Raw genomic sequence first — 16,387 nt, 5'->3', positions numbered from 1 at the left:
TTCACTGGCTCATCTCCCGCGACCAACTGATGGCGTTGACATAGATGCCGAGCGGATTGGTGCGCAGGCGCTCGGCATCGCGCGGTGGCTGTATCACCAGCGTCAGGATCGCGCTCCAGCGCTCGGTGGCGGCGAGCTGGCCGTTCTCATAGCGCCGCTCGACCCAGGCGACGCGGAAGGAATCCGGCGAGGCCCGGATCACGCTGGAGACCTCGACGGCGATCTGCTGCTTGCCGACCCGCGTGAACGGATCATTGGCGCGTGCATAGTCGTTAAGAGCGGCAGCACCCCGATCGGTGGTGAACTCATAGGCCCTGAGCCAGTTCTGCCGCACAATCACGGGATCGGCCGGCAGGCTGCGCACCTGCTCGATGAAGCGGGCAAGATGCCAAGCAATCTGCGGATCGGTTGGGCGATACTCGCCGGTGGCCGGCCCTACGGCCTGCGTCTGGCCGAGGCGATCGACCTCGACCACCCAGGGCACGACGGTGCCCCTCGTCGATTGCCAGACAAGCACGGAGGCAAAGCCGACTGAGAGGAACAGGCTACCAAAGGCCATCAGCCGCCAATTCTTCGCCTGTACACGGGCCGAACCGATGCGCTCGTCCCACACCTGAGCTGCCTTCTGATAGGGCGTGACCGGCTCGGGCGACGTTCCGTAATGGGTCGCAGGTCGCTTGAAGAGGTTCATGAGCGGTCGCTCTCATTGAGGGAGACGGAGGAGCCGCCGGCATGGCTGTCACCGGAGCGCACAGCATGGGCGGCGGCGGAGACGCCATGGCGAAGCGACTGGCCGCGCTTCATGCGCTTGGCCCAGTCGGGCACGTCACCGGCGGAGGAGGCTGAGGCCGTACCGCTGACGGCGTTCGCGAGCGGTGACACGGCGGCAGAGCCCGCGGCTCGCGCGACGCCACCGAGACCTGAGGCGACACCCGCCATGCCGGACTGGCCGGCCGCACCGATGCTGTAGGCGGTCGCTCCACCTCGCGCCGCGGCCGCCGTAGCGGACAGCGCGGCGCCACCGCCGCGGACAGCGAGGCTAGCAGTACCGCCCGCCGCCATCAGGGCGCCACCGGCGGCGAAACCCGTGCCGACGGCGGCCCCCGCGCTCAGCTGCGGACCACCGGAGACAAGGCCGGCGGCAATGCCGGGACCGAAGATGCCGAGACCGAGCAGCGATAGCGCGGCCAGCACGATCGCCATGGCGTCGTCGATGGTGGGCGTCTGTCCGCCGAAGCCCGCCGTGAACTGGCCGAACAGGGTCGAGCCGATGCCGATGATGACCGCGAGCACCATGACTTTGATGCCGGAGGAGACCACATTGCCCAGCACCCGTTCGGCCATGAAGGCGGTCTTGCCGAACAGGCCGAAGGGGATCAGCACGAAGCCGGCGAGCGTCGTCAGCTTGAACTCGATCAGGGTGACGAAGAGCTGGACGGCGAGGATGAAGAAGGAGAGCAGCACCAATGCCCAGGCAAACAGCAGGCAGGCGATCTGGATGAAATTCTCGAAGAAGGCGATCCAGCCCATCAGATCGGAGATGGACTCGAGCAAGGGACGGCCGGCATCGAGCCCGGTCTGCGCTACCTTGCCCGGACGCATCAAGTCGCTGACGGAAAATGCCGTTCCCGAGCCCTTCAGCCCCAGCCCGGCGAAGCTCTCGAAGACGATGCGGGCGAGGTTGTTCCAATTGCCGATGATGTAGGCGAAGACGCCGACGAACAGGGTCTTCTTGATGAGCCGGGCGATGACGTCGTCATCCGCACCCCACGACCAGAACAGCGCCGCCAGCGTCACGTCGATGACGATGAGCGTGGTGGCGATGAAAGCGACCTCGCCACCAAGGAGGCCGAAGCCGCTGTCAATATAGGAGGTGAAGACGCCCAGAAAGTTGTCGATGACGCCGGTGCCGTTCATGGCTCAGCGACCTTCAGTCGTCGCGGGACGGCCGAGGAACCGGTCCCGCGTCTGCGCCCAGACCTTCAGGCAGGCGGGGTCCTGAGCGGCAGTCTCTCCCAACTGCTGACACCGCCTCTGTTCATCGCGCAAAGGATCGCGCTCGGCCTGGACCGTCCGACTGGGTGAAGGCACCGGCGCCTTGTCCTCCCGGCTCATCTCCAGAACCGCCGCCGTACCGGCGATGGCCACAAAGATCACCGCGCCGAGCCGGGCCAGCATGGCTCCGTCCATGTCGGCCTCCCTCAGTTGCTGAACATGCGGGCATTGCCGGCCTGATAGCCGGCGCCCGGGGTGAGGAAGCGTCGGCGCTGCTCACGTCCCTGCTCGGCCGCGGTCGCGCGTTCCGCCTCGGACAGTGCCGCGGCGCGCCCATTGGCGGACATCACCGCGATCAGGTCGGAGAGCTGCTGCGACTGCAAAGCGAGCAACTGGTTGCCGGCCTGCGTGGCCTGAAGCGCGCCCGTGGCGCCCTGGCTCTGGCCGACGAGGGTCGCCATCTCGGCCTTGTTGGCGTCGACATTGCCGACGACGCCGGCCTGCACCCGCAGCGCGTCCTGCAAGCCCCCGACCGTGGTCTGCCAGCGCGAGCGCGCACCGGCGACGAGATCGGCATCGGAGGCCGAGAGCGGGATATTGCCGTAGCGCTGCTGGAAAGCCTGGTCGATCTGGCCGACATCGAAAGCGATGCTCTGCGCCTGCCCGAGCAATTGCTGGGTGCGCTGGACCGATTGCTGGATCTGCTGCAACGAGGAGTGCGGCAGGCTGGCGAGATTACGCGCCTGATTGATCAGCATCTGCGCTTCGTTCTGCAGCGAGGTGATCTGGTTGTTGATCTGTTCCAGCGCCCGCGCCGCCGACATCATGTTCTGCGCGTAGTTCCACGGGTCATAGACCGTGAGGGCCTGCGCGGATGGGAACAGCACGGGGGCGAGGGCGAGCGGCGCGGTCAGCAGCACGACGGCGACGGTGAGCGCGCGCGGACGGAACAGCGTCATGGCTGCGTCTCCAAATTGGTGAGGTTGGGAAGGAGGTCGGCGGCCCAGCCGAGGCCGCGATGACGCAGCCAAGCGTCCAGGAAGCCGTCGCGACCGTACGCGGCGAATATCCTGCCGATGGCCTGCTGGTCCGTCTTCGAGGACGCCGCGCACAGCGCCAGCGCGACCTCACTGAGGCCGAGCTCGAACAGCCGGTTGCCGCGCCGCGACTGGCAATAGTAGTCGCGCTTCGGGGTCGCCCGCGCGAGGATCTCGATCTGCCGATCGTTCAGGCCGAAGCGGCGATAGATGGCGGTGATCTGCGGCTCGATGGCCCGCTCATTGGGGAGCAGAAGGCGTGTCGGGCAGCTCTCGATGATGGCGGGTGCGATCGCCGAGCCGTCGATGTCGGAGAGCGACTGCGTGGCGAAAATGACGCTGGCGTTCTTCTTGCGCAGCGTCTTCAGCCATTCGCGCAGTTGGCCCGCGAAGGCCTCGTCGTCCAGCGCCAGCCAGCCTTCATCGATGATGATAAGGGTCGGCGATCCATCGAGCCGATCCTCGATCCGGTGGAACAGATAGGCGAGCACCGCAGGCGCGGCCTCCGTACCGATCAACCCCTCAGTCTCGAAAACCTGGACGGTGGCGGAGCCCAGATGCTCGGTCTCGGCGTCGAGCAGCCGGCCCCAGGCGCCGCCCAGGCAGTAGGGACGCAATGCCTGCTTCAGGTCGTTGGACTGAAGCAGGACGCAGAGGCCGGTGAGGGTGCGTTCCTCGACCGGCGCCGAGGCGAGCGATGTCAGCGCCGTCCAGATATGTTCCTTCATCTGCGGCGTGATATGGACGCCTTCGCGGGTGAGGATGGCGTTCAGCCAGTCGGCGGCCCAGGCGTGTTCCACAGCTTCATCGATGCGCGCAAGCGGCTGGAGCGCGACAGTCTCCGCGCTCCCCTCGCTGAGCCCGCCACCGAGATCGTGCCAGTCCGCCCCACAAGCGAGCGCCGCCGCCCGGATCGAGCCGCCGAAATCAAAGGCAAACACCTGGGCACCGGCGTAGCGCCGAAACTGCAGCGCCATCAGCGCCAGCAGCACGGATTTGCCGGCGCCGGTCGGGCCGACGACGAGGGTGTGGCCGACATCGCCGACATGGAGGCAGAACCGGAACGGGGTCGAGCCCTCGGTCTTGCCGAACAGGAGCGGCGGGGCATTGAAATGCGCGTCGGCACTGTCGCCGGCCCACACCGCTGACAGCGGAATCATATGGGCGAGATTGAGCGTCGAGATCGGCGGCTGGCGGACATTGGCATAGACGTGGCCGGGCAAGCTGCCGAGCCAGGCATCGACGGCATTGATGGTCTCGGTCATCACCGTGAAGTCGCGGCCCTGGATGACCTTCTCGACCCGTCGCAGTTTCTCGTCGGCGATGCGCGGATCGGCATCCCACACCGTCACCGTCGCGGTGACATAGGCGATGCCGGCATGGTCCGCGCCGAGCTCCTGCAGGGCGAGGTCGGCATCTTCAGCCTTGTTCGCGGCATCCGAGTCCACGAGGACGGAGGCCTCATTGGTCATGACCTCCTTCAGGATGGCGGCGATGGATTTGCGCTTGGCGAACCATTGGCGGCGGATCTTGGTGAGCAGCCGGACCGCATCCGTCTTGTCGAGAAGGATGGCGCGGGTCGACCAGCGATAAGGAAAGGCGAGCCGGTTCAGCTCATCGAGCAGGCCGGGCGTCGTCACCGTGGGAAAGCCGGTGATGGTCAGCACACGTAGGTGCTGATCGCCGAGGCGCGGCTCCAGCCCGCCGGTGAGCGGCTGATCGGCCAGCAGCGCGTCGAGATAGGTCGGCGTCTCCGGCACGCGGACACGGTGCCGCTGTGTCGAGACACAACCATGCAGATAGGTCAGCATCTCGTCGTCGTCCAGCCAGCGGCATTCCGGCATGAAGGCATCGATGAGGTTGAGGATCCGATCAGTTCGGTCGGCGAAGCCGCGCAACGTCTCATGGGGATCAAGGCCTGCCTGGTCCCGCCCTTCATAGAGCCAGCCTTCGGTGCGGGCGGCATCCTCGGCCGGCGGCAGGAAGGTGAAGGTCAGGACGTAGCTCGACTCGAAATGGCTGCCCGCCTGCTCGAATTCGGCCCGCCGCTCGGCATCGACCAGAGCGGAGGCGGCATCGGGAAAGGCGCTCGCCGGGTAGGTCGCGGCCGCATGGCGCTGCGCCTCCACGAAGATCGCCCATCCCGAGCCAAGGCGACGAAAGGCGTTGTTCAGCCGCCCTGCTACCGCGACGAGCTCGGCGGGAACGGCGCTGTCGAGGTCCGGTCCGCGAAAGCGCGCTGTCCGCTGGAACGAACCATCCTTGTTCAGGACGATGCCCGGCGCGACGAGCGCTGCCCAGGGCAGGAAATCGGCAAGGCGCCGGTTATCGCGGCGATACTCGGCGAGGTTCATCATCATGGCACCCCGCTCAGACCGAGAGGTGCGCGGGGATGCGCAGATGCCGGCGCACCACCTCGACGAAAAGCGGATCACGCTTCGCCGCCCATACTGCTGCGATATGGCCGATCACCCCGATGGCGAGGCCGACCAACCACAGGCGCAGGCCGAGACCCACGGCCCCGGCGAGCGTGCCATTGACGATGGCGATGGCACGCGGTGCTCCGCCGAGTAGGATCGGCTCATTCAGTGCTCGGTGGACCGGAACGCTGAAGCCGGGAACCTCAACCGTCTCGGCCATCAGACGAGCGCTCCGCCGCCGAACGAGAAGAAGGACAGGAAGAAGCTCGATGCGGCGAAGGCGATCGACAGGCCGAACACGATCTGGATCAGCCGGCGGAAGCCACCGGACGTGTCGCCAAAGGCCAGCGCCAGCCCGGTCGAGATGATGACGATGACGGCGATGATCTTGGCGACCGGCCCCTCGATCGACTGGAGGATGGATTGCAGCGGCGCCTCCCATGGCATGGAGGAACCGGAGGCATGAGCGCTGGCCGTGGCCATCAGGCTGATACAGGTGGCAGACAGGGCCAGTCGGGCGGCGCTGCGTGCGCGATGGAGCGATGGGATCATGAGGGATCTCCGGTAAGGACAGGGGTGACGCGGTAGTCGCCATCAGGGCCGAGGCCCTCGACACGAGCGAGTTCGGTGAGCCGGCGCGCCTTGCCGCGCCCCGAGAGCACGGCCACGAGATTGATGGTCTCGGCGATCAGCGCGCGCGGGACGGTGACGACGGCTTCCTGAATGAGTTGCTCCATCCGGCGCAGCGCGCCGATAGCACTGCCGGCATGGATGGTGCCGATGCCGCCGGGATGGCCGGTGCCCCACGCCTTGAGCAGGTCGAGCGCCTCTGCGCCGCGCACCTCGCCAATGGGGATGCGGTCGGGCCGCAGGCGCAGCGCTGAGCGGACGAGCTCGGACAGCGAGGCGACGCCGTCCTTGGTGCGCAGGGCGACGAGGTTCGGCGCCGCGCATTGCAGCTCGCGCGTATCCTCGATGAGAACGACCCGATCTTCTGTCTTAGCGACCTCGGCGAGCAGCGCGTTGGTCAGCGTGGTCTTGCCCGTCGAGGTGCCGCCCGCGACGAGAATGTTGGCGCGAGAGGCCACACCCTGGCGCAGCGCGCCGGCTTGTCCGTCGGACATGATCCCGGCGCGGACATAGTCCTCGAGCGTGAAGACCGCGACGGCGGGCTTGCGGATGGCGAAAGTAGGTGCCGTGACGACCGGCGGCAGCAGGCCCTCGAACCGTTCTTCTGTCTCGGGCAGCTCGGCCGAAACGCGCGGGGCGCCAGCGTGAACCTCCGCGCCGACATGGTGCGCGACGAGGCGAACGATGCGTTCACCGTCAGCGGGCGACAGCTTCTCGCCTGTGTCGCCCAACCCTTCCGAGAGCCGGTCGATCCACAGCCGCCCATCCGGGTTCAGCATCACCTCGACGACGGACGGGTCTTCCAGGTGCCGGGCGATCGCCGGACCCATCGCCGTGCGCAGCATCCGCGCGCCGCGGGCAAAACCCTGATGATGATGTGCTGCCGCCATATGCTCCCCGACGTGCCGGGGTCATGACGATCTCATCCCGGGTGGGGATGATTAAAAGAGCCCGATATTGGGCCGGTTCAACAGGTTTCCCTTCGCGTCGCAGCGTGGCGTGCAATGACAGGCGAACGGCGGAACTGCTGTGCAGTGATCGCAAGCGGCATAGGGAGCCGCCGCTTCACGGCTTGAAACAATGCTCCCTGTGCCAGCGCAGGAAATGGGGATGGGGTCGCTCGATCAACCTGCGTGGCGCGATGGCGCGGCCGTCTTTATTGATGAAGGCGCGCACGCCGTCGGGATCGTTGGTTTGCCGGGAAATGAGGATGTCCAGATCATCCGAGAGGCTGATCAGTCCGCGATCGAACATCCAGTGCGCCGTGCCAGAAAGCGCCAACCCGTTGCTGACGATGTCGGGGCCACTCGCTTCGACAGGCCGGATATGCGCGGCCGCCACCTCGGCGCGCCCGCCGCCATTGATCAGCTTCAGCCCGCTAATGGCGCAGCGCTCGTCATAGGCGCGCAGCACGACGCGCCGGAAGATGCGGTCGCGGACAATGCGAGACGACAGAGTGTTGACGCGCTCGCGGGGCTGCTCGAACACGAATGGCGCTTGTTCTTCTTCAAAGCCTGAGAGGGATGCACCCTCGTCGACGCGTGGCAGCAGCGGCTCGCTATCATTCAGCCCGAGCGTGACGATCCGGTTGAAATCGTCCCGCGAGAGTGGACGCACGGCGGCTTGCGCGCGCCCCGAAATGCGCCCGTCGGCGTTCAGCACTCCGCGCTCGACCACGCCATCCGCATCGGTGAAAGGCACCGGGCTGGCAAAATCGAGATAACTGCCCGGTTCGATGAGAGCGAGATACATGCCCGGAGCGGTGGGATCAGGAACGACGCGCTGGACTCTGGCGATCGCGAAATAGCCGCGGGTCTCCGCCACTTTCCGGGGTTCGTAATAAACGATCCAGTCGCCGACGCAGGCCTCGACGCGTCCCAGATATGGGCGCGGGAACTGATACCGCTCAGCCGGGCTGTCGTCATAAATCGAGTCTGAGCGGTGAATGAAGACGCCGAATCCCATGTGCCATCCCTGATCCCCATTCGATCGTAGCGCACAATGGGTATCGTTCGGCAGCAGGTGGACCTTTTCACCCCTGGTCGCGCGCATCACGTTATCGACCCGGCATCACGCTCTCAGTCTCCTTGGCGCTGCCGTGAGCGATAGGAAGGCTATCTATCAATCACACATTCGCTATTATGTGAGCTATAGAGAGGAATTCTATCGCTCATGGCTTGGAACTGGACCCAGCACGGCTGGCCGCATTTTGTCTATGATCCGGTTGCCCTCGAACCGCTGGAGCGGCGGTTCCTGCTGCTCACCGGCGAGGTGATCGGTGCGGTCCGGCATGTGAGCGATGACGAGCGGGACCTGCTGCGGATCGAACTCCTCAGCGACGAGGCGGTCAAGACCAGCGCGATCGAAGGGGAGACGCTGGATCGCCTCAGCGTGCAATCCTCCCTGCGCCGTCAGCTCGGCCTCGACACCGACAATCGCAACGTGAAGCCGAAAGAGCGTGGCATCGCGGAGATGATGGTCGATCTCTATAGGAGCTGGGCCGATCCCCTCGACGCCGACACGCTATTCCGCTGGCACCGCATGCTGATGGCGGATAGCCGGCATCTGGAAACGATCGGCGGCTACCGTCGCCATGAAGACGCGATGCAGATCGTGTCCGGCCGCCAGGATCGGCCGACTGTGCATTTCGAGGCGCCGCCATCCTCCCGGGTTCCGGACGAGATGGCCGCCTATCTCACCTGGTTCAATGGCTCGGCCCCGAACGGGGACGAGCCATTGCCAGCACTTACCCGAGCCGGGATCGGACATCTTTATTTCGAGAGCATCCATCCCTTCGAGGATGGCAATGGCCGCATCGGGCGAACGCTCGCAGAAAAATCCCTCGCCCAGAACATCGGGCAGCCGACCCTGATCGCGCTCGCCCATACCATCGAGCAGCATCGCAAGGCCTATTACGATCAGCTCGAGGTCCATCAGCAGACGCTCGATGTCACGGGGTGGCTGGTCTATTTTGCGGAAACGATCATAGCAGCCCAGCAGACGACGCTCGGCCGCGTCGCCTTCCACATCGCCAAGGCGCATTTTTATGATCGCTTCCGCGACATGATGAACGAACGGCAGGAGAAGGTGATCGCCCGCCTGTTCCGCGAGGGCCCCGGTGGCTTCACGGGCGGCCTGAGCGCGGAAAACTACCTCGCCATCACCGGCACCTCACGCCCCACCGCCACGCGCGATCTGCACGATCTGGTCGAGAAAGGCGCCCTGACGCGCACCGGCGATCGCCGCTACACGCGCTACCACCTGAATCTGCCGTAAAAGCGGTGAGCGGGCAGCATGTGGTGCAACCATTCTGTCCTTCCGATCGCCCACTGGGCATCCACTTCATCCTGCAGGATGCGCCAAGAACGGACCTTTCCCAATGGACGTCTTAACGTCCGGTTTGGGGCCGGAAGCTGCCAGTCTGCTTTCAGATTTGATTTTGCTCATTCAGACACTGTTATAGTGAATCTCCAGGAATCAAGCTGGAAACGGATGTTGCCCCAAATGCACTACGTCATAACTGAGGCTACAAATAGAAACGGTGGCGCTAAACGATGACCGAAGCAGGGGGCACCATGCAGGCCGGAATATTTTATCAGAACAGCGTCGCCGCAGTCGCGCTTGCGGACCTTCTCGAACTTAGTCCCCAATCGCCTCGGGAACGGGTTGAGCTACTCCCCGATCCTTGGACAGGTTCGCGGGTGTTTTAAGCTACTCTGCGGGCCTGCTGATCGGTTTCGATACCGTTGAAGTAGACCACAGCGGGCGGCTGCCCGCCATGGGCGGCGTGAGGCCGCTGGTGGTTGTAAAAGGCGATCCACCGCCCGACGCCAGCCTTGGCCTGCGAGCCGGTTTCCCAGGCGTGGAGGTAGACGCACTCGTGCTTCAGGGACCGCCACAGGCGTTCGATGAAGATGTTGTCGAGGCAGCGGCCCTTACCGTCCATCGAGATCCGGCCGCCGGCCCGCTTCAGCCGATCGGTCCAGGCGAAGGACGTGCCGCGTGCGCCGTGGCACGGCGGCCAGGCCCCGGATGCCGGCGTGGCGCATGAGCCGCTCGATCCGGGACCGGCCCACGCGCCGACCGTGTCCCCTCAGGACTGCATGGATCCGGGGCGCGCCATAGATCCCGCTGCTCTGCGCGTGGATCAGCCGGATGTCGTCGGTGAGTGCCCGGTTGGTCTGCGCGCGCAAGCTCTCCGGCCGGGCGCGCCAGGCATAATAGCCGCTGGCCGACAGCCCGAGGGCCCCGCACATCACCGAACCGGCCACACAGCGCGATGCTCATCGACGAACCCGAACTTCATCGGGAGGCCGCTCCGAAGATGAGCGCGGCTTTTTCTTAGGTAATGCCTAATCAAGCTGGACCAGATTCTGCTGGATCCGGTCCAGCGCCGTGCTCTTCAAAAGCTTGATAATCAACGGCTTCAAATCCTCGTCCCGGTGATTGAACCGATAACAGGTTTCACCCAGATAGAGATGGAAGAAATTTTTCGGCACGCCGCGATACGGATAGAGCCAGTTCTTCGCATAGGACCAGAACCCCTCGATCCCGTTGATGTGGTAGCGTCCGACCGGCCGTCCCTTCTCCTTGCGGATCACCACATGGTCGCCCCGCAAACGCAGCGTGGCATAGGTCTGCCACTCGTCCGTGTAGTAGAGCGAGCCCTCGCGGCTCTGTGCCTGGATCACCTGCATGATCGAGGCGCGGTCATGGGCCGGGATTGGCTCTGCCTTCACCAGGCCGTTGCGCTTGATGATCCCGAATACGATCACCTTGCCGGCTGCGCCCCAGCCCCGCTTGCCCTTGCGGGCGCCGCCGAACGTGGTTTCATCGCATTCCAGGCTGCCGTCGAACGGCTCGCGCAGATGCTCCGCGTAAGCCATCGCAAACCGGATCAGGCGGTAGAAGCGCTCTGTCGCCGGCCGGCTCGCCATCTGGGAGAACCGCTGCCGATAGACCGGCACGCCCCAGGCAAAGCGCTGAACCAGCTCCGTCTTCGTCCGACTGTCCAGACGCGAGGTATCCCACAGGGTCCGCTCCCGGAAGCGTCGTCCGCAGCGGCGGCATTTCCGCCGGCCATCTCCGAGGCGCCAGCTCCAGCCAAACCACAGTCAGGGCATCGAGACATCGCCAAATCCTCGCGGATTTGGTCCAGCTTCGATAGGCATTACCTTTTTTTAAGATGTCGCGCTCCATCCGCAGGCGCTCGTTCTCCCGCCTGAGCCGGGCGTTCTCCGCCGCAAGGTCGGCCGGCGACGGGGCCGCCGCCTGCGGGACCGGGCGCCGCGCCGGCCCCGTCGCCTGGGGTGCGAAATCTCTCACCCACCGGCGCAGCACGGTCTCGTGCAGCCCCAGCTCCTGCGCCACCTGAACAGTGGAAAGGCCGCTGGAGGTCACCCGGTCAACGGCCTCCTGCTTGAACGCCTCTGGAAAAACCCGACGCCGTGGGCCCATCGAACACTCCTGTGAGGCTCGCAAAAGCTAACATGGGTGTCCACAAAACCGAGGGAGGATCAATGTTGACACGCTTGCGGCCTCTTCGCGGCGAAGAGGAGGACCGGCGCCTAAGCACAGCGCCGGGACGCCCCCATGGTGTGCGACTCGATGCATCTATGAACTGGGAGTGTCAGGAATTTCGTGTGCGGGGCGGCGGTTGAAGATCAGGCCGCCATGGCCCTTGTGAAACGCTCTGCGAAGAGAACGGCGAATTGAGCCTTTGCCATCGCCCATTCACGAGGGGCCATCTTCCACTCCTTCTCGGCGCGGTTCAAGACCAGGAAGAGGAGCTTCATCGCCGCCTCTCGGTCGGGAAGTGGCCCCTGGCGCGCACAGCGCGACGCAGCTTGGCGTTCAGGGCCTCGATCGCATTCGTCGTGTAGAGAATGCGGCGGACGTCCGCCGGAAAGGCATAGAAGGGAAGGACCTCGCCCCAGGCCCGTCGACAGCTCTGGCCTATAGCCGGGTAGCGGAGGCCCAACAGGCTTTCCTCGAAGGCCCCGAGCGCGATCTCGCCGGCCGCTGCGTCCACGGCGCGATAAATGCCCTTCAGCGCCCGCTTGGCCAGCGCCTTCTTCAGATCATCGAGCAGCCCATTGGTGTCAAAGGCCGTCTTGGGATCGGCGCCGGCCAGAAGCTGATCCAGAAGCGCGTCAGGACTACGAGGTGCCTTGCGTCGTGCCATCGGAAACCTCTATCAGGTCCACTATGGCCGCCCCGCACACGAAATTCCTGACACTCCCCTATGAACTGCGTGCCGTCTACGTCATCGACCGGGAATGTCAAATCCTGAAGGCGCACTCAGGTCTCCCCGACCGAGCACCCCATTCCCGCACGAGACACCGATAGAACGACTCTACTCGTAGACCTCATTCCCGGTGATATAATACTGGTATGTCGATCGAATCCCCCCTTCAAGCGACCGTTCTGGGACCCAACCTAATGCCGTAAGATGCGTGATATCCATCAATTTACTACGCATACCCACAGGCCTATTCAAGTCATAGACAAATTCACCGCTCCACCCAATTACACGAGCCACCAAGCTGTAATATTCTAACACAGACAAATCTTTCCCAACACCGACATTCATTGAACTAGGTATTAATTCCGGAACTTCCAATGCCTTAATGATAATTTTTGCAAAATCGTACGCGAACATAAACTCACGCCTAGCAGTCCCATCGCCCCAGATACTCACACTTTCGCTACCACATTGAGAGGCTTTGTGAATTTTTTCTATTATTGCAGGCAGAAGATGCGATCTTCTTGGATCAAAATTGTCGCCCACTCCATATAAATTGCATGCAATCAGTGTTTTGTAATTAAAATTCGGCAGCTTGTCAATGTATTCACAAATCTTAAGACCAACCGTCTTCGCTAGAGCATATCCTTCATTAGTCACTTCAAACGGGCCACGCAGGATGTCGCACTCTTTTAAAGGCCCCTCGATGCAGGCAGGATACATGCAACTCGAGGACAAGTTGATCAATGTAACCACTTCCGAACGAAAGCTCGACATGACGACATTTAGAGCCATCGCCGCATTATCTGCGAGAAAATGTATCGGATCGGCGATATTTGCGTGGATGCCACCGACTACGCCAGCGGCGTGAACCACAACATCCGGTAGCTGACGACGGATATATTGCTCGACCGCCTCTGCATTCCGCAAATCCAGATCGACTGAGGTGGGCGCTATTATTTCCCAGCCCGAGCGCGCCGCGCATGCAATCAAGTTTCGCCCGACCATACCTCGACCACCGGTGATCAAGAGTTTTTTACCTTTACCCACGCGGGGGATTCCCTCCCTGTCGCCGTAAAGCCCTTCGCTCTCGCGCATGTCTGACCTTTGTTAATGCCCACTTCTCGCGATACTGGTGATTGAATTTCAAAAAACAAAATCCTTTTTGATTATCCGAATTATCCATCCGATGGATGGCCGATTTGGAATTTTCGATTTTAGCTTGACCCACGGGCTACTTCGGTTCCGTCACCTTCGGACGCGAGTCTAGGTTTGATCCCGGATTTTGATCGTGCAGTCTTTTCGCAGGAATGGAAGGATGCGCTATGGGCCAGGTTCTCCATCGGTGCGCCACGACGACAGATGCGGTCCGTCGAGCGATACAGCACAGTCAAGAGAGCCTAAGGGCCCGGGCGAAGCGCGACGGGATTAACCAGAAAACAGCCCCCAGGTGGAAGCAGCGCAATTCAGTTGCCGACCTGCCGACCGGCCCGAAAGCCCCGAAGTCAACGGTTCTGTCTGTCGAGGAAGAGGCGATCATCGTCGCCTTCCGGCACCACACGTTGCTGCCGCGGGACGATTGCCTGTACGCGCTGCAGGCGACGATCCCGCATCTGACGCGCACGTCCCTGAATTGCTGCCTGCAGCGCCAAGGCATTAGCCGGCTACCAGAGATCGCAGGCGACAAGGAGACGAAGAAGCGGTTCAAATCCTACCCGATCGGTGTCTTCCACATCGACATCGCCGAGGTTCAGACCGCCGAGGGCGAGCTCTACCTGTTCGTAGCCGTCGATGGCTCGAGCAAGTTGCCTCCGTGCAACTGGTGGACAGCGCGAACAGGGTGACAGCGTCGGCCGTCGGCCGTCGGCCGTCGGCCGCCAGCGTCAGCGATACGAGGGTCTGGCAGTTGGAGATCTTGCTCAGGGCCGAGGCGTATTGCGGAGCGACGCCGACCGAACGCTCTCCCTTCTTCGGCAGCGCCGTGTCATCGACGATCAGCCAGGCCTCGGCGCTGCAGATCATCCTGTCGACCTCAGCGAGCAGGACCCTCTCCGATGGCGCGGCATCGCAAACGCCACTGATGACGAAGTGATGGAGCTGGTCGTAGCCAACCTCGCCGTTGCAGGCCGCCATCGGCTGGATGCTCTTGCGCTCGCCCGCAGCCCCGACACATCCGCGCCTTGCGCCGCAGGGCATGGAGAAAGGACGCAAGCCAACGCTCCAGGCCCAACTCCAAGGTCGCGTCCATGGTGGGCCCTCCACAAAGCCGACCGCCTATGAATCACGCAAATACCGACGCGAGAATCCCAAAAATGCTTCATGCTCCAGAATATGACAAAGTAGCGCTAGGCAGGTGGCGCAACTACTGTTGCCACCGGTAGCCGGAAGTACGACCTCACAAGCCCCCCTGAGGGGGGGGGAATTATCATTTAGCACCGAATACATATATTACTCTCGCGGCCAAAGTGGCGCGATCAGGCATGAAGGAACGATAAAGCCAAACCACGCGACTACTTTACGTTAGGTGCGGGGGAGTCCTCCAGATCGCGCCTCAGCGGCGCCCTCCTCACATATGGGCAGCGCTGAAGTTCACAGAATGCAGGAGTGCCGATATCGAACCGCCCAGGGAAGCCGATATCTGCTTTATTGACTTCCTCTTCATTACCTCCAACACAGGCCTTTCTAGGCAATCGCTGCGAAATTGTTTCCAAAGCCAGCAACGCGGTCACAATTTCCCTCCAAACCCCCATATCGGACCACCGCACGTAACGATTATATAGCGTTCGGTGCGGACCATAGCCTGACGGCGCATCCTTCCATGCGCATCCAGAACTCAATACATGAAATATACCACTAATTACCATTCGATCATCCGAACGAGGGCGCCCCCGGCGCGTACGAGGCAACAATGTACGTATGCGATTAAACTCAATGTGGGATATCCAAAACAGCTCGCCATCCATCGGCATTCCTCATTCAGGAAATGAGCCAAGCGCATCGCCCCCCTCTCTCGTGGGCAGCCAAACTACGGCCCCTCTAATCACAGCCGGAAGGCGAACCATTCGTTTCAGCACCCCGCAGACGCAAAAGCGCACAAGCTGGCACCGCCGCCGCGGCCCAGCCCGACCGACGCCCCCCCTCTCTCAGCACAGCCTTCCGCCAGCAATACTGCCCCAAGACCACCCACACGACTCCTGTATAATAGGGTTGCATATGAATGATTTCATTGTCAATGCCCTACACTTTTAGTCTTTGGACCGTAAATACAATTATTGGAATATCCTACCAAAATACCGCAATAATATCTTCGCGTTATGTTTGACTCGAACACAAATCATGGAATACACTTTCCAACGATAGCGCCCATCAAACTGTCCGCCCGAGACTTCTGGTCTTGAGACCTTAAATGGGTGGGAGATACAGGCCGGGCGGCCGGGTATATTTGAGGGACGAGATGGACAGCAGAGAGATAATACTGAGCCGATTCGATGCGCTTCTTGAAGAATCCGAACGCATCGATCGCGATAAAATTTACGTCAGCGGAACATATCGATCTGGCTACGTCATAAATGACGTCGATTTTACAAGATGGCGTCTTTGCGCCGAGCACCTACTAAGGGATTTAGGGGATAGTTACACGATACATTTGGATCGATTTCGGGTCAGGTCACCTATAAGCATCATTCCGGCTGATTATTATGAGCTTATACTTCTTAAGTCGGTGATTGAGTCGGCTCGGGACGATTTCAAGAATAACGTCGCCACTGTTTGCGCGGATTTGTATGTACGTCGAGCGATTTACAATAATATAAGAGCCGCACGAGCCGCACTAAATGGCGGTCGAGTGCAATCGTCACTATCGATAGCGACTATTATAATAGATTTCTTTGTTTTGAGCATATGTACTCGCAACAATGTTGAATTCGACGGAACCATCCCATCCTTCCGAAAGCTAGTGGATGCTGGATGTGCTGAAAAAAAACACCTTATTCTAGTTCAAAGCCTGATATCCAAAATCTCGAACATAAAGAGAATGGGACGAAATAGATCGTCCATCGTTA

Annotated in this window: 12 protein-coding genes and 7 pseudogenes; 2 read left to right on the top strand and 17 right to left on the bottom strand. The window is 62.1% G+C overall.

Translation table 11 applies throughout. From position 1 onward, the window contains the following. Nucleotide 1 precedes the first annotated feature (1 nt). From trbF to AZC_RS19800, 9 genes are all read right to left on the bottom strand, one after another. Nucleotides 2–691, bottom strand: a complete 690-nt coding sequence (gene trbF / locus AZC_RS19840) for a conjugal transfer protein TrbF (RefSeq protein ID WP_012172385.1) — start codon at nucleotides 689–691, stop codon at nucleotides 2–4. Next, entirely contained in the window at nucleotides 688–1,917 is a 1,230-nt protein-coding gene (gene trbL, locus AZC_RS19835) for a P-type conjugative transfer protein TrbL (protein ID WP_012172384.1), read from the bottom strand. The genes trbF and trbL overlap by 4 nt, the downstream gene beginning before the upstream one ends. A 3-nt stretch (nucleotides 1,918–1,920) precedes the next feature. Next, on the bottom strand, nucleotides 1,921–2,190 hold the full coding sequence (gene trbK-alt / locus AZC_RS19830) for a putative entry exclusion protein TrbK-alt (protein ID WP_012172383.1): 270 nt from the start codon (nucleotides 2,188–2,190) through the stop codon (nucleotides 1,921–1,923). 11 nt (nucleotides 2,191–2,201) lie between these two features. Continuing rightward, nucleotides 2,202–2,954: a P-type conjugative transfer protein TrbJ gene (gene trbJ / locus AZC_RS19825; RefSeq protein ID WP_012172382.1), complete on the bottom strand. Its 753-nt coding sequence runs from the start codon at nucleotides 2,952–2,954 to the stop codon at nucleotides 2,202–2,204. Next, nucleotides 2,951–5,389 carry a conjugal transfer protein TrbE gene (gene trbE / locus AZC_RS19820; RefSeq protein ID WP_012172381.1) on the bottom strand — a complete coding sequence of 813 codons (2,439 nt, stop codon included), beginning with the start codon at nucleotides 5,387–5,389 and terminating at the stop codon, nucleotides 2,951–2,953. The genes trbJ and trbE overlap by 4 nt, the downstream gene beginning before the upstream one ends. A 13-nt stretch (nucleotides 5,390–5,402) precedes the next feature. Continuing rightward, on the bottom strand, nucleotides 5,403–5,672 hold the full coding sequence (locus AZC_RS19815) for a VirB3 family type IV secretion system protein (protein WP_012172380.1): 270 nt from the start codon (nucleotides 5,670–5,672) through the stop codon (nucleotides 5,403–5,405). Next, nucleotides 5,672–6,004 carry a TrbC/VirB2 family protein gene (locus AZC_RS19810; protein WP_012172379.1) on the bottom strand — a complete coding sequence of 111 codons (333 nt, stop codon included), beginning with the start codon at nucleotides 6,002–6,004 and terminating at the stop codon, nucleotides 5,672–5,674. The genes AZC_RS19815 and AZC_RS19810 overlap by 1 nt, the downstream gene beginning before the upstream one ends. Beyond that, the gene (gene trbB / locus AZC_RS19805) at nucleotides 6,001–6,972 is read right to left on the bottom strand and encodes a P-type conjugative transfer ATPase TrbB (RefSeq protein WP_012172378.1); all 972 of its coding nucleotides are present in this window, start codon (nucleotides 6,970–6,972) and stop codon (nucleotides 6,001–6,003) included. Before trbB ends, AZC_RS19810 begins: the two co-directional genes overlap by 4 nt. 175 nt (nucleotides 6,973–7,147) lie before the next feature. Then, nucleotides 7,148–8,047, bottom strand: a complete 900-nt coding sequence (locus tag AZC_RS19800) for an HNH endonuclease (RefSeq protein ID WP_012172377.1) — start codon at nucleotides 8,045–8,047, stop codon at nucleotides 7,148–7,150. A gap of 207 nt (nucleotides 8,048–8,254) precedes the next feature. On the opposite strand from AZC_RS19800, the gene AZC_RS19795 reads away from it, so the two are divergent. After that, a complete protein-coding gene (locus AZC_RS19795) occupies nucleotides 8,255–9,358 on the top strand; it encodes a Fic family protein (RefSeq protein WP_012172376.1) in 1,104 nt (367 codons plus the stop codon). A 430-nt stretch (nucleotides 9,359–9,788) separates the two neighbouring features. On the opposite strand, the pseudogene AZC_RS19790 reads toward AZC_RS19795, so the two are convergent. From AZC_RS19790 to AZC_RS25270, 6 genes and pseudogenes are all read right to left on the bottom strand, one after another. After that, nucleotides 9,789–10,055: pseudogene (locus AZC_RS19790) on the bottom strand (integrase core domain-containing protein); the annotation flags it as partial. A 25-nt stretch (nucleotides 10,056–10,080) separates the two neighbouring features. Continuing rightward, nucleotides 10,081–10,436 (bottom strand): annotated as a pseudogene (locus AZC_RS19785) (IS3 family transposase); the annotation flags it as partial. Then, nucleotides 10,435–10,968: an IS1595 family transposase gene (locus AZC_RS19780; RefSeq protein WP_197531781.1), complete on the bottom strand. Its 534-nt coding sequence runs from the start codon at nucleotides 10,966–10,968 to the stop codon at nucleotides 10,435–10,437. The gene AZC_RS19780 and the pseudogene AZC_RS19785, both read right to left, overlap by 2 nt. Before the next feature lie 277 nt (nucleotides 10,969–11,245). After that, nucleotides 11,246–11,539: pseudogene (locus AZC_RS25275) on the bottom strand (transposase); the annotation flags it as partial. 206 nt (nucleotides 11,540–11,745) lie between these two features. Beyond that, nucleotides 11,746–12,158 (bottom strand): annotated as a pseudogene (locus AZC_RS19775) (transposase); the annotation flags it as partial. A 279-nt stretch (nucleotides 12,159–12,437) separates the two neighbouring features. Further along, nucleotides 12,438–13,424 (bottom strand): GDP-L-fucose synthase family protein, encoded by a 987-nt coding sequence (locus AZC_RS25270; protein ID WP_012172370.1) that lies wholly within the window; start codon nucleotides 13,422–13,424, stop codon nucleotides 12,438–12,440. Between the two features lie 227 nt (nucleotides 13,425–13,651). On the opposite strand from AZC_RS25270, the pseudogene AZC_RS25610 reads away from it, so the two are divergent. Beyond that, a pseudogene (locus AZC_RS25610) lies at nucleotides 13,652–14,131 on the top strand (IS481 family transposase); the annotation flags it as partial. Here AZC_RS25610 and AZC_RS25265 read toward each other — a convergent pair. Beyond that, a pseudogene (locus AZC_RS25265) lies at nucleotides 14,031–14,611 on the bottom strand (transposase). The pseudogenes AZC_RS25610 and AZC_RS25265 sit on opposite strands and share 101 nt — an antisense overlap. 444 nt (nucleotides 14,612–15,055) lie before the next feature. After that, nucleotides 15,056–15,217 (bottom strand): annotated as a pseudogene (locus AZC_RS26440) (transposase); the annotation flags it as partial. Between the last annotated feature and the right edge of the window lie 1,170 nt (nucleotides 15,218–16,387).

It is taken from the genome of Azorhizobium caulinodans ORS 571, assembly GCF_000010525.1.
Classification (GTDB): Bacteria; Pseudomonadota; Alphaproteobacteria; order Rhizobiales; family Xanthobacteraceae; genus Azorhizobium; species Azorhizobium caulinodans.
Note: the sequence above shows the minus strand (reverse complement) of the source record. Positions and strands in the feature narration are given on the sequence as shown.

Bases quoted from the DNA above. Each gene is read 5' to 3' on its own strand.
- trbE (WP_012172381.1), bottom strand. From the start codon at position 5,389: ATGATGAACCTCGCCGAGTATCGCCGCGATAACCGGCGCCTTGCCGAT.
- trbK-alt (WP_012172383.1), bottom strand. From the start codon at position 2,190: ATGGACGGAGCCATGCTGGCCCGGCTCGGCGCGGTGATCTTTGTGGCC.
- trbJ (WP_012172382.1), bottom strand. From the start codon at position 2,954: ATGACGCTGTTCCGTCCGCGCGCGCTCACCGTCGCCGTCGTGCTGCTG.
- trbL (WP_012172384.1), bottom strand. From the start codon at position 1,917: ATGAACGGCACCGGCGTCATCGACAACTTTCTGGGCGTCTTCACCTCC.
- AZC_RS19800 (WP_012172377.1), bottom strand. From the start codon at position 8,047: ATGGGATTCGGCGTCTTCATTCACCGCTCAGACTCGATTTATGACGAC.
- AZC_RS19815 (WP_012172380.1), bottom strand. From the start codon at position 5,672: ATGGCCGAGACGGTTGAGGTTCCCGGCTTCAGCGTTCCGGTCCACCGA.
- trbF (WP_012172385.1), bottom strand. From the start codon at position 691: ATGAACCTCTTCAAGCGACCTGCGACCCATTACGGAACGTCGCCCGAG.
- AZC_RS19780 (WP_197531781.1), bottom strand. From the start codon at position 10,968: ATGGCTTACGCGGAGCATCTGCGCGAGCCGTTCGACGGCAGCCTGGAA.
- trbB (WP_012172378.1), bottom strand. From the start codon at position 6,972: ATGGCGGCAGCACATCATCATCAGGGTTTTGCCCGCGGCGCGCGGATG.
- AZC_RS19795 (WP_012172376.1), top strand. From the start codon at position 8,255: ATGGCTTGGAACTGGACCCAGCACGGCTGGCCGCATTTTGTCTATGAT.
- AZC_RS25270 (WP_012172370.1), bottom strand. From the start codon at position 13,424: ATGCGCGAGAGCGAAGGGCTTTACGGCGACAGGGAGGGAATCCCCCGC.
- AZC_RS19810 (WP_012172379.1), bottom strand. From the start codon at position 6,004: ATGATCCCATCGCTCCATCGCGCACGCAGCGCCGCCCGACTGGCCCTG.